This is a genomic window from Porphyrobacter sp. LM 6 (assembly GCF_001720465.1).
Classification (GTDB): domain Bacteria; phylum Pseudomonadota; class Alphaproteobacteria; order Sphingomonadales; family Sphingomonadaceae; genus Erythrobacter.
In genome coordinates, this window is sequence record NZ_CP017113.1 from 491,639 (window position 1) to 506,434 (window position 14,796).

Sequence of the window (14,796 nt, forward strand, 5' to 3'; positions counted from 1 at the left end):
GGGTTGCGCCGTTCCGGAACATCGACAAGCGGCGCATTGGCCTCGCCCAGCGGCCCGCTTGCGGCTTTCCGCGCGGCCCCTGCGTAGCTATGTGCCTTCCCGCAGCCACACAGGAACGCAACCATGTCCGACGCCGCCCCTCTCGATAGTGCCCAACTGGCCGATAGCGTGCTGCCCGCCGGCGCGGACCCCTTCGCACTGTTCGAGGAATGGTTTGCCGCAGCGCAGGTGAGCGAGCCGAATGATCCGAATGCGATGGCGCTCGCCACCGCGACGGCAGATGCCGCGCCATCGGTGCGGATGGTGCTGCTGAAGGGGCATGGCGCGGGCGAAATCGCGGGCGGCGGGTTCACCTTCTTCACCAATGCCGAAAGCCGCAAGGGCGCGCATATCCGCGCCAATATGCAGGCCGCATTGCTGTTCCACTGGAAGAGCCTGCGCCGCCAGATCCGCATTGAAGGGCCGCTCACCGAAGTCTCGCCCGAACGTGCCGATGCCTATTTCCACTCGCGCCCTTACAAAAGCCAGGTCGGCAGCGCGGCGAGCGATCAGTCGCGGCCGCTGGCCGAGCGGCAGGACTATCTCGACCGGGTGCAAGCCCTGTGGGCCGAGCATGAAGCCGAAGGCCAGGTGCCGCGCCCGCCGCACTGGACGGGCTTCACCCTCTCGCCCCGCCGGATCGAATTCTGGATCGATCGCGACAACCGGCTGCATGACCGCCGCGAATTCACGCGTGCGGGCGCTGGTGCGCCGTGGTCCGACACGCTGCTTTACCCCTGAGGAATGCCCAGATGCCGCAGAAAATCCCCTATTGGCACGTCGATGCCTTTGCCGCTTCGCCCTTTGGCGGGAACCAGGCGGCCGTCATGGTGCTCGATGAATGGCTGCCCGATGATGTGCTGGTCGCGATCGGGGGCGAGAACCTCTTCGCCGAGACTGCCTTCGTGGTGCGCGATACCACCGGAGAGGCCGACTGGGAGCTGCGCTGGTGTACGCCGACCTATGAAATCGCACTGTGCGGCCACGCGACGCTGGCGAGCGGGCATATCCTGCTGACCCGCGACGGCGGCGATCGCCTGACCTTCCGCACTCGCAAGTCGGGCATTCTGGAAGTGGTCAAGGCGGGTGACGGTTATGAGCTCGCGCTTCCGGCCATCCACACCGCGCCGCGTGATTTTCCCGAGGCGGTGCCGCTGCTCGGCGCGACCCCGCTTGAGGTGTGGCGCAACGAGAGCCGCTACAACGTCTTCCTGTTCGAGAACGAGGCCGCGATCCGCGCGCTCGATCCCGATATCCGCGGGCTGGGCGCTCTGGGCACCGACCAGTTCATCTGCACCGCTCCCGGCGAGACAACCGACATCGTCAGCCGCGTGTTCGTGCCCGGCGGCGGGGTGGACGAGGACAGCGTCACCGGATCGGCTCATGCGGTGCTAACCCCGTTCTGGGCGAAGCGGTTGGGCCGCAACAGCTTTACCGCGCATCAGGCGAGCCAGCGCGGCGGGGACCTTACCCTGCGGCTTGATGGCGAGAAGGCGTGGCTCGGCGGGCCGTGCGTGACCGTGGTCGAGGGTAGCTTCTACCTCTGAAATCCTTGCGTTCCTGCACAAGCAGGAACCCATTCGGTTCCGCATCGACCCCCTGCTTTCGCAGGGGATCAACGCGAGGGATACAGCTCCAGCACGTCCGCCGCCTGCTGCAACATCGGCGGGCGCTGTTCGTCGTCCGAATGGCCGAGCCGCACCAGCGTCACACCCTGCGACGGCGAGACCATGACATATTGCCCCATGTGGCCGATCAGGCTGAACAGGCTTTTGGGCGCGCGATCGGGGAATAGTGGCTGGTCTTCGCCCTCGGGCAGCTTGCGGTTGAGCCAGATCTGGAAGCCGTAATTGGCGCGTGCGGGGCTGGGGGTCACCATCGCTTCTACCCAGCGCTGCGGCACCAGCTGCTCGCCGCCGGGCGCGCGGCCCTTGAGGCGGAGCATCTCTCCCAGCTTGGCCCAGTCGCGCGCGGTTGCGTGCATCAGGCTGCCGCCGATCAGCGTGCCGCTCGCGTCGAATTCGGGCACCATGCTGGTCATGCCGAGCGGGCCGAACAGCCGCACCTGAAGGTAATCCGCCACCGCCTTGCGCCGCGCATCGGGCTTGTCGCTTGTTGTAAGCGCGCGCGCCGCGATGTCGGCGAGGATCACGCTGGTGTTCGAGGAATATTCGAACCGCTTGCCCGGTTCATCCTCGAGCGGCTGCTCCTCTGCCCAGCGGGCCATATTGTCGCGCCCGTCGAGGAACAGCATCCGCACCTCGCTCGATTCGTAAGGCGGATCGCCGCTTTCGGTGTGGCGCAGGCCGCTGCGCATCTGGAGCAGGTGGCGCAGGGTGATCTCGGCGCGCGGATCGCCGGGGCGCTGCCACAGCGGCACGGGTGCGGGGGCATCAAGGCTCAGCTTGCCGTCGGCGACCAGCATCCCGATCAGCACCGCGCTGACAGTTTTCGCCATCGACCAGCTGACGAAACGGGTGTCGGGGCCGTAGCGTTCGCCATAGCGCTCGGCGGCGATCTTGCCGTTCGCCATCACCACCACGGCGCGGGTTTCGCCGAGGCCGTCCTGCACGAACAGATCGTCGATCTGGCGCGCGAGCTGATCCTTGGGGGCGCCTGCATTGTCCGTCACAGCGGCGAGCGCTTCCTCGGACAGCGGCGCTTCTGCCGCGGGCGCACCGCCGCATCCGGCGAGCGTGAGCAGGGCTGGCGCGAGCAGGAACGCGCGGTTATGGAGGCGGCGAGGGGCGATCATCGCGCCCTCAATTCCCGATGCAAATGAGCTTGGCAATGGCGAAATCACCTTCCCCCTCCGCATCCCGCCGCCCGCGCTATGGCCTGTGGCTGCTGGCGATCGCGGCGCTGGCCGTGGGCGGGGCGGCGTGGGCGTTTCGCGAGCCGATCGACGGTTATGGCCGGATCGCATCGGCCTATTCGGCGCGGGTCGCCTGTTCGTGCCGATTTGTCGCAGGCCGCAGCATCGGCGATTGCGCCAAGGACAAGCTGGCCGGAATGGAAGCGGTCACGCTGGTCGAGGATATCGAGACCAAGAGCGTCACCGCACGCTTCCCGCTGGTGGCCGAAGCGACTGCGACCTACCGCAAAGGCTATGGCTGCGTGCTGGAGCCTTACGAGGGCTGAACCCTCGCAATGTTCCACGTGGAACATTGCCGCAAGAGGGGTCTAAAGGGGGTCTAAGGGGGGTCTAGGACGACCTAGCCCGCGACTTTTTCCGTCGAATCGATCCACCCGCCGCCGACCACGCGGTCACCCGCATAGATCACCGCCGCCTGCCCCGGTGCGACGCCGAATTCGGGTTCGGCAAAATGGATCGTTACCGCCGCGCCATCTCCGAGCGGTCCTTCGAGCGTTACCGGCACGGGCTTGGCAAGGCTGCGCACCTTCGCCGTCAGCGGCGTATCTGGCAGCGCGCCAATCCGGTTGGTCTCGGTCAGCCGTGCCGCGTTTACCGCCAGCATCCGCTTCGGCCCGACCCGCACTTCGCGCGCAGCCGCATCGAGGCCGATGACATAGAGCGGCTCAGGCTGCCCGCCGATCTCCAGCCCCTTGCGCTGGCCCACGGTGAAGTGGACGATACCCTTGTGCTCGCCCAGCACATCGCCGGTGGCGGCGTGGACGATATTGCCGGGGGCCGCGCCTTCGGGCCGCACCTTGGTGACGATCTTGGCGTAGTTGCCATCTGGCACAAAGCAGATGTCCTGCGAATCCGGCTTGGCCGCGTTCCTCAGCCCCGCCGCCTCGGCCAGCTCGCGCACCTGCGGCTTGGGCATCCCGCCCAAGGGAAAGCGCAGGTAATCGAGCTGCGCTTCGGTGGTGCCATAAAGGAAGTACGACTGGTCGCGCGCCGGATCGAAGGCGCGGTGCAGCTCGACGCCCTCGGGCGTCATCACGCGGCGGACATAATGCCCGGTGGCAAGGCAATCCGCACCCAACTCGCGCGCCATGCGGAACAGGTCGGTGAATTTCGGTCCCATATTGCAGCGGATGCAGGGGACGGGGGTGCGGCCGGCGAGATATTCGTCGGCGAATTGCTCGACCACTTCCTCGCGGAAGGCGCTTTCGTGGTCGAAGACATAATGCGCGATGCCGAGCCGGTCAGCCACGGCGCGCGCATCACGGATATCGTCGCCCGCGCAGCACGCGCCCTTGCGGCCCGTCGCTGCGCCATAGTCATAAAGCTGGAGCGTGATGCCGATCACCTCCGCCCCGCTGGCATGGGCAAGCGCGGCGACCACCGACGAATCGACCCCGCCGCTCATCGCCACGACAATGCGGCAATCGGCGGCAGCGCGCGGCAGATCGAACAGCGCGGCAGCATCGGGCCCGGTCATCGGGCCGGCGGGGGAGAGGGCGGTCGTCGTCATGGAAGCGGGGCGCGATATAGCGATGCTTGTGCTGCTCCGCCAGTGGCGCGCGGAACGCCGAATTCTGCCTTCCGGGCGCGGACTAATCCTAAGCTTGGGTAAACGGCGGTTTTACCCGATCTTGACGCACTGGCCTTATGCATCGTCGTCATGTTCGAGAAAGCGAATCCTTTTGCTGCCACTATCCGCGGGCCTGCCAATGGCTTGCGGCCGGAGAACGGTGCCGATCCGCGCCGTTCCATGCCGGGCATGGCGGACGAGCGATTCGGGGTGCGTGACCAGCGCCGGGCGGGGGGTGCCTTGCGCGCGGTCGAATGGAGCGAACTCACCGCAAGGCTTAACGCCGCGCGGGACCTGCGGTTGCTGCTCAGAACCGAATCGCAGTCGCCGATCGGGGCCGTGGCGGCCAGCTTCGGCGATGCGGCGGCGAGTTATTTCGCGCTCCTCGACGATAGCCAACGTGACGTTAACCATGATGCTTTAGGGCAATCTAAAGCCTTCGGCGCCACAGACGAAAACAACAAAGCAAATCGGCCCGATTGGCCGTCAGGTGGATCATCTGCCGACAACCGGGACGCTGCGAGAGATATGCAATGATCGAAAACCAGGACATCCGCCCCGCACAGGTAATCGGCCCGCTCGGCGAGCCACTGACCCTTGCCGACCTGCCCTCGCCCGAAACCCGTCGCTGGGTCGTGCGGCGCAAGGCCGAGGTGGTGGCGGCCGTCAATGGCGGTCTCCTGACGCTTGACGAGGCGCTGGCCCGCTACGGCCTCACGCTCGAGGAGTTCGCCTCGTGGCAGCGCGCGGTTGACCGTTCGGGCATGCACGGCCTGCGCGTTACCAAGATCCAGCACTACCGCGATCTCTACGAGCGCCAGCTCAAGTACTAAGCCGCCACCCACTTCCCATCGGGACATGAGCGCACGGGCCACCCTTGGCCCGTGCGTTTTGCTTTGTGCGCCGCGCGTTCGGGCTGACAGGCCGGGAACCGCTCTCCGCGCCCTTCGTCTAGGCTGAAAGTCATCGGTCGATGCATGCGTTGCCCGATTGGAAGCGGGCGTTTATCAGCCGTTGCACTGGGTGACTTATAAGAGTAATACACTCGGGGACGCACACTACCCTTGCTGGGGATGGGTCTCTGTGAGGGAATAACAATGAATTACGAGACCACGATCAGGGCTGAAGCGGCAGACGGTGTTGCCACCGACTTTACCGGCGCGCACACGCTGGCGCCTCCGGCTATCCCGCGCTGGCTGATCATCGGCGGACTGTTCCTGTTCGGCCTGCTGCTCGCGATCGCGGCCTATTTCGCGCTGACCGGCGGTGAGCCGACGGCCGCGGGTGATGATCGCTCGCAGGCGCCGACCGTGACGGTGGTGACGCCGGGCCAGACCATGATCGCAGGCGAGATCGAGGCGCCCGGCACGCTCGCGGCGCGCCGGCCGATGCCGGTGGGCGTGGCGGGTGAAGGCGGTCAGGTGCTGCGCGTCACTGTGGATGCCGGTGACTGGGTGCAGGCCGGGCAGGTTCTGGCGGTGATCGATCGCAGCGTGCAGGTGCAGCAGGCCGCAGCGCAGGCCGCGCAGGCCGAAGTCGCGCGTGCCGATGCCAATCTGGCGCAGGCCAATCTCGACCGTGCATTGAAGCTCGTCGAGCGCGGGTTTGTCTCCAAGGCCGATGTCGACCGGCTGACGGCAACCCGCGATGCGGCCATCGCGCGGGTCAAGGTCGCCGAGGCGCAGCTGCGCGAACAGCGCGCCCGCAACGAACGGCTCAACATCTACGCCCCGGCAACCGGCTATGTGCTCGCCCGCAATGTCGAACCCGGCCAGACTGTCAGCGCGGGCACCCCGGCGCTGTTCACCATCGCCAGCGGCGGCGAAATGGAAATGCTCGCCCAGCTGAGCGAGGAACAGCTCGCCGGTCTTTCGGTCGGCACGTCGGCAACGGTCATTCCGACCGGTTCGGAGCAGAGCTTCACCGGCCAGATCTGGCAGCTTTCCCCGACCATTGACCAGACCACCCGGCAGGGCACGGCGCGCATCGCGCTGCGGTTCTCCCCCGGTCTGCGCCCCGGCGGTTTTGCCACCGCGCGGATCAACAGCGGCAACTTCACCGCGACGCTGCTGCCCGAAAGTGCCGTGCTGGCCGATGCCAAGGGCAGCTTCGTCTATGTCGTGGGCAAGGACAACAAGGCGGTCCGCCGCGCGGTCAAGACCGGTGCGGTGACCGAAAAGGGCATCGCCATCACCGAAGGGCTTGCGGGCAACGAACGGGTGGTGCTGCGCTCGGGCGGGTTCCTCAATCCGGGCGAAACGGTGAACCCGCGGGTGGAAAAGTAAGGCGATTGCGGCGTTGGCGCTTGCCGGGCATGATCAGCCCGGCGTCTGGTGCCATTTGAGCAGGAAGTAGACAGGGAAATCATGGCGTTACGCGACATCTCGGCCTGGTCGATCCGCAATCCGGTGATTCCGCTGGTGTTCTTCACCGGCCTCCTGTTTGCGGGCATCGTCAGCTTCCTGCGGATGGACGTCACCAACAACCCCGACGTCGAATTCCCCGCGGTCATGGTCACCATCGCTCAGCCCGGCGCTTCCCCGACCGAGATCGAGAACCAGATCACCCAGCGCGTCGAAAGCGCGCTGCGCGCGATTGCCGGGGTCAATTCGATCCAGTCCACCGCGCGCGAAGGCAGTTCCCAGACCTTCGTCGAGTTCGAGATCGGCACCGACCTGATCGAGGCGGTGAACGAGGTCGAAACCGCGATCGACAGTGTGCGCGGGAGCTTGCCCGACGGCATCCTCGAGCCACGGGTCAACAAGATCAACGCGGTCGGCGAAGCGATCGGCTATGTCGCGGTCGAAGCCGATGACATGACGCTCGAACAATTGAGCTGGTTCATCGACGATACGGTCGCCAAGCGGCTGCTCAAGATCCCCGGCATGGCCGAGGTCCAGCGCTTCGGCGGGGTCGACCGGCAGATCGAGGTGATCCTCGATCCGGCGCGCATCCAGTCGTTCGGGGTCACCGCCTCGCAGATCAACGCCGCGCTGCGCCAGACCAATCTCGACGCGGCGGGCGGTCTTGCCGAAGTCGGCGGCACCCGCCAGTCGCTGCGCGTGCTCGGCAATTCGGACACTGCCTACGAACTGTCGCAGACCCAGGTCCAGCTCGGCGGTGGACGCTCTGTGCGCCTCGCCGACATCGCCACCGTGCGCGACGGCATTTCCGAACGCACCTCGATCAGCGAGGTCAATGGCAAGGAAGTCGTCAACTTCTACATGAACCGCGCGCGCGGCGCTTCAGACCTCGCGGTCTATGACGCGGCGCTGGTGGAGATGGACAAGATCGAAGCCGAGAACCCCGGCGTCAAGTTCATCAAGCTGTCGACCAACACCACCTATACCCGCAGCCAATACAAGTCCTCGATGTGGGCGCTGGTCGAAGGCGCGGTGCTTGCGGTGGTCGTGGTGTTCATCTTCCTGCGCGACTGGCGCGCCACGGCGATCAGCGCGGTCGCAATCCCGCTGTCGGCGATCCCGACCTTCTGGTTCATGGATCTGCTCGGGTTCAACCTCAACTTCCTCTCGCTGCTCGCGCTCGCGCTGGTGGCGGGCGTGCTGGTCGACGATGCGATCGTGGAGATCGAGAACATCGTCAGACATATGCGGATGGGCAAGACCGCCTATCAGGCGAGTATCGACGCGGCGGACGAGATCGGTCTGCCGGTGGTTGCAACCAGCTTCTGTATCGTCGCGGTGTTCCTGCCCGTCGGCCTGATGCCGGGCATCGCGGGCCAGTTCTTCAAGAACTTCGGGATCACCGTGGTCGTCGCGGTGCTGATGAGCCTTGCGGTGGCGCGCATGATCACGCCGCTGATGGCGGCCTATTTCCTCAAGGCCAAGGGCGTCGCCGAACACGGCGAGGGCCGCTTCATCGATACCTATATGAACGTTCTGGCGTGGACGCTGGACACGGGCCGCATGGCGGTGCGCCGCGCCGGGCTGAACGGCCCGCGCCACCGCGTCGCCTATGCCTTCGGGCTGCTGCTGACGGTGCTGGTGCTGCTGGCCGTGTCGCTGGTGGCGATGTTCGAGCTGGCCAATGGCTCATTTTCGGCGGCTATTGCGACCAATATGAACGCAGCCCCTCTTTGGAAGGGCCTGCTTGGGCTCGGCGTGCACAAGGAAATCGCCGTCGCCGTTTCCGCCGAGGAATTCAGCAACCTGCACAAGGTGGTCGCCAAGATCTTCGAAGTGGCGATCGTGCTGCTGATATCGATCCTGTCGTTCCTCGCCGCTTACGGCACCTTCAAGCTGATCGAGACGCCGTCCAATGGCCCCAGCCGGGCTTCGCAAACTCTGCGCTGGATGACCGCGCGGTTCTACGATCATCGCGTATGGATGCTCGCCATCGGCTGGTTCTCGTTCCTGATGACGATCCTGCTGATCGGCCAGATCCCCGGCCAGTTCCAGCCCAGCATCGATTCCGAGAACAGCCGGGTCGAGATCGAATTGGTGCCCGGCACCTCGTTGGCCCAGACCAAGCGGGTGGTGAATGCGGTCGCCGATGAATTGCGCAAGGAGCCGGAGGTCATCCAGCTGCTCGAGCGCATCCGGCTCGGCGAAAGCTCGACCATTTTCGTCAAGCTGTCAGAGGATCGCGAGCGCACCTCGATCGAATTCGAGCGCGAGCTCGGTGCCAAGCTGGCGCGCTTCCCCGATGCCCGCGTGCGGTTCCAGTCGCAGCGCAGCGGCTTCGGTTCGGGCCGCGACATGACGGTGATGCTGGCCGGTTCCAATCCGGAGGTTCTGGAAAGGACCGCAGCCAAGCTGGTCGAGGAGATGAAGGGCCTGAAGACGCTGGTTGCCCCGCGCATCAGCGCCGACCTCAACCGCCCCGAAATCATCATCACCCCGCGCGAAAAGATTGCGGCCGAACTGGGCGTGACCACAGCCGCCCTGTCGCAGACGATCCGCATCGCGACGCTGGGCGAGATCGAGCAGAACGCCGCGCGCTTCTCGCTGTCGGATCGCCAGATCCCGATCACGGTGCGCCTGTCGCAGGAATCGCGGACCGATTTCCGCACCATCGAAAACCTGCCCGTGCCGCTTACGGGCGGCGGATCGGTGCCGCTGAGCCGGGTGGCCGACATTACCTTCGGTTCCGGCCCGACCGCGATCCAGCGCTACAACCAGAACCGCCGCGTGCTGGTGGGCGCCGACCTTGCGCCGGGCGTGCTCAAGGGCGAGGCGCAGGCGCAGATCGATGCCCTTCCGGTGCTCAAGAGCCTGCCGGTCGGCGTGATCCGCGACGTGGTGGGCGAAGAACAGTGGCAGGCCGAACTGATCCAGAACCTGATCATCGCGATCATCGCCGGGGTGCTGCTGGTGTTTGCGGTGCTGGTGCTGCTCTACAAGCGGCTCATGAGCCCGCTGGTCAACATGACCTCGCTGGCGCTGGCGCCGCTCGGCGGGGTGCTGCTGATCTGGCTGCTCGGCCAGCCGCAATCGATGCCGGTCTATATCGGTATCCTGCTGCTGCTAGGCATCGTCTCGAAGAACTCGATCCTGCTGATCGACTTCGCGATCGAGGAGATGAACAAGGGCGTGCCCAAGCTCGAAGCGATCATGGATGCCGGGCACAAGCGCGCGCAGCCGATCGTGATGACCACTGTGGCGATGACTGCGGGCATGGTGCCGGTGGCGATTTCGCTGACCGGCGACGGGGCCTGGCGCCAGCCGATGGGCATCGTGGTGATCGGCGGGCTGATCCTGTCGACCATGCTCACGCTGCTGATCGTGCCGGCGGGCTTCAGCCTGGCAGACGGCTTCGAAAAGCGCGTCGGGCCGTGGCTGCGGGCCAAGCTGCTGACCTATCAGCCGGGCGATGATCGTCGCCCGCCGGTGCCGATGCCGGCCGAATGACGGGTTAGGGCGTGACTGCCACGCCCTAATCGCGCTAAGGCTTGAGATCATGGCGACGCGCTCTCTGAGGCCTCTGACCTTTGGCGGCCAGCCGCTCACCGCCGACCGTGCGCGGCGGATGCGCTGGACGGCGACAGGGATGCTGGCCGCAATGGCGGCGATCTTCATCGCCACACACGGCCTTGCGATGACGGGGCATCAGGCGTGGGGCTATGTCAACGCCTTCGCCGAAGCCGCGATGGTGGGCGGGCTCGCCGACTGGTTCGCGGTGACCGCGCTGTTCCGGCACCCCCTCGGCCTGCCGATCCCGCACACCGCGATCATCCCTGAAAACAAGGATCGCATCGCGGACACCATGGCGCAGTTCCTGCGCGAGAACTTCCTCACGCCTGCGGTGGTCGCCCGGCGCATGGCCGCCATGAATGTCGCCAAGGCTGTGGGCGAGTTCCTCGCCGCCTCACCCGAGCGCGGCGTCAATGGCGCGGTCGATGTGCGCTCGCGCATCACCTCGGGCGCGGCCGAGCTGCTCGCCGAGGTGCTCGAAAGCCTGGATCCCGACCGGCTCGGCAATCAGGTGCGCAGCGGATTGGCCAGCCAGATCGCCAAGCTCGAAGTCGCCCCGCTCGCCGGACGCCTGATCGAGACGACCATGGCCGACCGCCGCCACCAGCCGCTGATCGACGGCTTCGTGCGCTGGGCCGGCCTGACGCTCGAGGACAACGAAGAGACAGTGCGCGAGATCATCCACCAGCGCGTGGCGGGCGTGCTGCGCTGGGCCGGGATCGACAAGACCATCTCCTCCAGCGTGCTCGACGGGCTCTACAAGCTGCTCGCCGAGGTGCTGGTGAACCCCGATCACCCCCTGCGCGGCAAGGTCGAGGAGGGGCTGGCCAAGCTCGGGCAGGACTTGCAGCACGATCCCGAAACCCGCGCGCGGGTCGAGGACATCAAGCGCGATCTGATCGCCAATCCGGCGGTGGCGGTGTGGTGGACGGGGGTGTGGGAACGCATCCGCCAGTCGCTCATCCGCCGCGCCCGCGATCCCGAAAGCGGCATGGGCGAGGAAATGCGGACCATGCTCGCCGAGCTGGGCGCCGCGCTCCAGGCGGACGTGCGGCTGCAACACCAGATCAACCGCTTCGCGCGCCGCACGATGGTGGGCGTGGCGACGCGCTATGGCGACCAGATCGTGCGGCTGGTGTCGGAAACGGTGCGCCGTTGGGACGCCACCACGATCACCGCGCGCGTCGAAGGCGCGGTAGGCCGCGACCTTCAGTTCATCCGCATCAACGGCACGCTGGTCGGCGGGCTGGTGGGCATGACGCTGCACGCCATCGCGCAGGCGCTTTAGGCAGCACGGCGATCCGGCCTAATTGTTGATGCGGTAGGTGATCCGCGTCGAATAAAATGCCGCGACCGGGTTGCCCGCGGCATCGGTTGCCGGACTGAATTTCGCGTGGCGGAGCATAAGCAGGCAGGCGCTGTCGTTGAACGAGGCAGGACCATCATAGGCGGTCACCTCGCAGAAGGTCGGCTCGCCCTCCTTGTTGACCGTCACCCGCACCGCCACCCTACCCTGCTGCCCGGCGCGCAGGAGATGAAAGGGATAGTCGGCCTGGATCTTGCCTGCCCAAGTCGCTTCGTCCCTGGTTTTGATTCGCGTGCTACCGTCTGCGCCCCCTTGTGACGCGCGCGCCAGACGATCGGTCAGCGCCGCGGTGCATGCAAGCAGCTGCTGCGCCATCGGCAGCATGTCATCGATTTGCAGCGTGATCGGATCGATCACTGCCCCGTTGAGTTCAAGCGCCGTGATCGCTGCATAGCGTTGCTGGATCGTCGCTTCGGAGGCGACCGCTGTGAGCGCGCCATCCGCGAAATCGACCTGCTCCTCGCCCGACTGCCGCTGCTTGTCTGCGGCCAGAGCTTCATCGGGCAGCAGCGACACCGGCTGCACCCCGAACACCCCCAGCACCGGCCGTCCTTTGCTCGATTTGGCAGTGATGAAGCTGCGTTCGACCAGATCGCCGGGCGCAAAGCCGATGCGGGTAAAGGCGCCATAGGGACTGCGCACCGCCCGCCCGATCAGCGTGAGATTGACCGCCGGGCCGGGGCCGCCCTTGTCGATCCACAGCACCAGCTCGTCCTCGCCCGAGCCGAAGGTGCGAATCATCCGGCATTTGTCGTCATAGCTCTTGAGCGCCCAGTCCGATGACGGCTTGAGCACCAGGGGTGCCGCGGCGGCAGGCGCAGGCGTGAGCGCGGCGGCCAGAGCAGCGGTCAGCGCGACAGGGGACAGAATGGCACGACGCATCGGGAGGCCTCCGGGCATGAGCACAGTCTGACGCGTTTCACCTTTATGCTCAAGTCCTTGCGAGCATGGACCCGGATGTGCCCGCCGCCCGCGTCGAAGGCGCGGTAGGCCGCGACCTCCAGTTCATCCGCATCAACGGGACGCTGGTCGGCGGGCTGGTGGGCATGACGCTGCACGCCATCGCGCAGGCGCTTTAACCCGGGGCTTAGATCGTGCGCGGCGCGCCCGTGGTTATAAAAAAGTCGATCGGCAAGTAAGACCGCATGGGCTCGCCCGCCGCGTCCAACGCCGGGTCGATCTGTAGGCGCCTTGCTCCTTTGCAGGTCTCCGCTTCGAGCCTGGGGTCGGTAACTTCTAGTAGCTTGCAGCTCTCGACCTCGCCCTTTGTCCCGATGATAAGCCGGACCCGGAGGAAGTTCATTCCACTTTGCGTCTGGAGCCGCTCCCAAGGGATACGGCCAGAGAGCCGATCTGCCGTTGTCTGCCAGTCACGCGGCTGCGCCAGGCGAGTCGCGGTGCGATGCTGTTCGGGGTCGAGGCCCCAGGACCCGATGAGATCAAGCAGGCATTCGTTCATTACCGCGATCGGGCGGTCGAGCGACCCGGTCATCAGCCGCACCTGCGCGTCAGCATGGGTGATATCGACAAACCTGACGTCGGCACCCAAAGCCGGATCGAGCATCATTGGTGCCTTGAGGTCTTCGGACTCGTTTGCACTGGTCAATGGCTTGTCCTGAACACCCTCTAGGGCGACCGCCCGGTAGTACAGCGCCCGGCCATAGCCCTCGAGTGGGCCGATCAGGGGTTCCTGCGTGTTGGGAGGGCGGTCAGGGAGGAACCGCACCATGTTCCCCTTGATAGACGGCTTGGTTCCATCGAACGCCGGGCCAGCGGCGACGAGGCCGAAATGCTTAGCCGGGAAATATTGTTCGAGGATCAGGATATTGCGGGCTGTCTCCGGCCCGAACAGGCGGATCAGCCGGCATTTGTCCTTGTCGAAATCGACCTGCCACTTGCTGCTCGGTTCGAGCGTGACGGGTTCGGCCGCCGACACGGGCTGAATGGCGAGCGCGGCGGCCAGAACAGCGAGACAGGTGCGACCCATAAGAAAAACCTCCGGCAAGCGCGTAGCCTGCCGGAGGTTCTTTTCAATCTCAAGCCCTTAGATGGGCAGCGCCTTACAGCGCGCCGGTCAGCTCCGGCACCGCCGCATAGAGGTCAGCCACAAGGCCGATGTCCGCGACCTGGAAGATCGGGGCGTCTTCGTCCTTGTTGATGGCGATAATGACCTTCGAGTCCTTCATCCCGGCAAGGTGCTGGATTGCGCCCGAGATGCCGATGGCGAAGTACACTTCCGGCGCGACGATCTTGCCGGTCTGGCCGACCTGATAGTCGTTGGGGACATAGCCCGCATCGACCGCCGCGCGGCTCGCGCCGATGGCTGCGCCGAGCTTGTCGGCGAGCGGGGTGATGACAGCTTCGAAGGTTTCCGCGTCCTTGAGCGCGCGGCCACCCGAGACGATGATCTTGGCGCTGGTCAGTTCCGGACGCTCGCTCTTGGCGATTTCCGAGCTGACGAAGGTCGAGGTGCCGGCATCGCCTGCGCCGCCGACAGCTTCGATCGCCGCCGAGCCGCCTTCGGTCGCCGCCTTTTCGAACGCGGTGCCGCGCACGGTGATGACCAGCTTGGCATCGGTCGATTCAACCGTGGCGATGGCGTTGCCGGCGTAGATCGGACGGGTGAAGGTCTTGGGGCCTTCAACCGACAGGATCTCGCTGACCTGCATCACGTCAAGGTGTGCGGCGACGCGCGGGGCGACGTTCTTGCCCTGCGTGGTGGCAGCGGCGAGGAAGGCGTCGTGATCGGCCATCAGGCCGGCGGCCAGCGGGGCGACGTTTTCGGCAAGGCCGTTGGCGTAAGCCGCGTCATCCGCGACATGAACCTTGGCAACGCCTGCGATCTTCGCGGCAGCTTCCGCCACGCCGCCGCAGTTGTGGCCGGCGACCAGCAGGTGCACTTCGCCGAGCTTGCCGGCAGCGGTGACCACCGCGAGCGTCGCGTCGTTCACCTTGGTGTTGTCATGTTCGACGAGAACCAGAGTCTTCATCTCGAATGTTCCTTATATCTGAG

14 protein-coding genes are annotated in these 14,796 nt (G+C 65.9%); 9 read left to right on the forward strand and 5 right to left on the reverse strand.

Annotated features, from left to right (window positions below):
- The first annotated feature begins 123 nt into the window (after positions 1 to 123).
- Both pdxH and BG023_RS02485 read left to right on the forward strand, forming a co-directional pair.
- Positions 124 to 780, forward strand: a complete 657-nt coding sequence (gene pdxH, locus BG023_RS02480) for a pyridoxamine 5'-phosphate oxidase (protein ID WP_083234493.1) — start codon at positions 124 to 126, stop codon at positions 778 to 780.
- A gap of 11 nt (positions 781 to 791) precedes the next feature.
- Positions 792 to 1,586 carry a PhzF family phenazine biosynthesis protein gene (locus tag BG023_RS02485; protein WP_069309055.1) on the forward strand — a complete coding sequence of 265 codons (795 nt, stop codon included), beginning with the start codon at positions 792 to 794 and terminating at the stop codon, positions 1,584 to 1,586.
- A gap of 68 nt (positions 1,587 to 1,654) precedes the next feature.
- Here the strand turns inward: BG023_RS02485 and BG023_RS02490 are convergent, their stop codons facing one another.
- On the reverse strand, positions 1,655 to 2,794 hold the full coding sequence (locus BG023_RS02490; protein ID WP_069309056.1) for a serine hydrolase domain-containing protein: 1,140 nt from the start codon (positions 2,792 to 2,794) through the stop codon (positions 1,655 to 1,657).
- Between the two features lie 35 nt (positions 2,795 to 2,829).
- On the opposite strand from BG023_RS02490, the gene BG023_RS02495 reads away from it, so the two are divergent.
- Positions 2,830 to 3,180 carry a hypothetical protein gene (locus BG023_RS02495; RefSeq protein ID WP_069309057.1) on the forward strand — a complete coding sequence of 117 codons (351 nt, stop codon included), beginning with the start codon at positions 2,830 to 2,832 and terminating at the stop codon, positions 3,178 to 3,180.
- Between the two features lie 74 nt (positions 3,181 to 3,254).
- On the opposite strand, the gene mnmA is transcribed toward BG023_RS02495, so the two are convergent.
- Positions 3,255 to 4,424, reverse strand: coding sequence for a tRNA 2-thiouridine(34) synthase MnmA (gene mnmA, locus BG023_RS02500; protein WP_069309058.1), 1,170 nt, complete (start codon positions 4,422 to 4,424; stop codon positions 3,255 to 3,257).
- Positions 4,425 to 4,574: 150 nt separating this feature from the next.
- Between mnmA and BG023_RS02505 the strand changes: the two genes are divergently transcribed.
- From BG023_RS02505 to BG023_RS02525, 5 genes are all read left to right on the forward strand, one after another.
- Positions 4,575 to 5,021 carry a hypothetical protein gene (locus BG023_RS02505; protein ID WP_150122765.1) on the forward strand — a complete coding sequence of 149 codons (447 nt, stop codon included), beginning with the start codon at positions 4,575 to 4,577 and terminating at the stop codon, positions 5,019 to 5,021.
- A complete protein-coding gene (gene sciP, locus BG023_RS02510) occupies positions 5,018 to 5,317 on the forward strand; it encodes a CtrA inhibitor SciP (protein WP_069309060.1) in 300 nt (99 codons plus the stop codon). The genes BG023_RS02505 and sciP overlap by 4 nt, the downstream gene beginning before the upstream one ends.
- A gap of 264 nt (positions 5,318 to 5,581) precedes the next feature.
- The gene (locus tag BG023_RS02515; protein ID WP_069309061.1) at positions 5,582 to 6,769 is read left to right on the forward strand and encodes an efflux RND transporter periplasmic adaptor subunit; all 1,188 of its coding nucleotides are present in this window, start codon (positions 5,582 to 5,584) and stop codon (positions 6,767 to 6,769) included.
- 81 nt (positions 6,770 to 6,850) lie between these two features.
- Entirely contained in the window at positions 6,851 to 10,354 is a 3,504-nt protein-coding gene (locus BG023_RS02520) for an efflux RND transporter permease subunit (RefSeq protein WP_069309062.1), read from the forward strand.
- A gap of 49 nt (positions 10,355 to 10,403) precedes the next feature.
- Positions 10,404 to 11,705 carry a DUF445 domain-containing protein gene (locus BG023_RS02525; protein ID WP_069309063.1) on the forward strand — a complete coding sequence of 434 codons (1,302 nt, stop codon included), beginning with the start codon at positions 10,404 to 10,406 and terminating at the stop codon, positions 11,703 to 11,705.
- Positions 11,706 to 11,723: 18 nt separating this feature from the next.
- Here BG023_RS02525 and BG023_RS02530 read toward each other — a convergent pair whose 3' ends face one another.
- On the reverse strand, positions 11,724 to 12,683 hold the full coding sequence (locus BG023_RS02530) for an energy transducer TonB (protein WP_069309064.1): 960 nt from the start codon (positions 12,681 to 12,683) through the stop codon (positions 11,724 to 11,726).
- 47 nt (positions 12,684 to 12,730) lie between these two features.
- On the opposite strand from BG023_RS02530, the gene BG023_RS14330 reads away from it, so the two are divergent.
- A complete protein-coding gene (locus BG023_RS14330; RefSeq protein ID WP_257784904.1) occupies positions 12,731 to 12,862 on the forward strand; it encodes a DUF445 domain-containing protein in 132 nt (43 codons plus the stop codon).
- Between the two features lie 8 nt (positions 12,863 to 12,870).
- On the opposite strand, the gene BG023_RS02535 is transcribed toward BG023_RS14330, so the two are convergent.
- Both BG023_RS02535 and BG023_RS02540 read right to left on the reverse strand, forming a co-directional pair.
- Positions 12,871 to 13,770 (reverse strand): hypothetical protein, encoded by a 900-nt coding sequence (locus BG023_RS02535; RefSeq protein ID WP_069309065.1) that lies wholly within the window; start codon positions 13,768 to 13,770, stop codon positions 12,871 to 12,873.
- 73 nt (positions 13,771 to 13,843) lie between these two features.
- On the reverse strand, positions 13,844 to 14,773 hold the full coding sequence (locus tag BG023_RS02540; protein ID WP_069309066.1) for an electron transfer flavoprotein subunit alpha/FixB family protein: 930 nt from the start codon (positions 14,771 to 14,773) through the stop codon (positions 13,844 to 13,846).
- Positions 14,774 to 14,796: the final 23 nt, after the last annotated feature.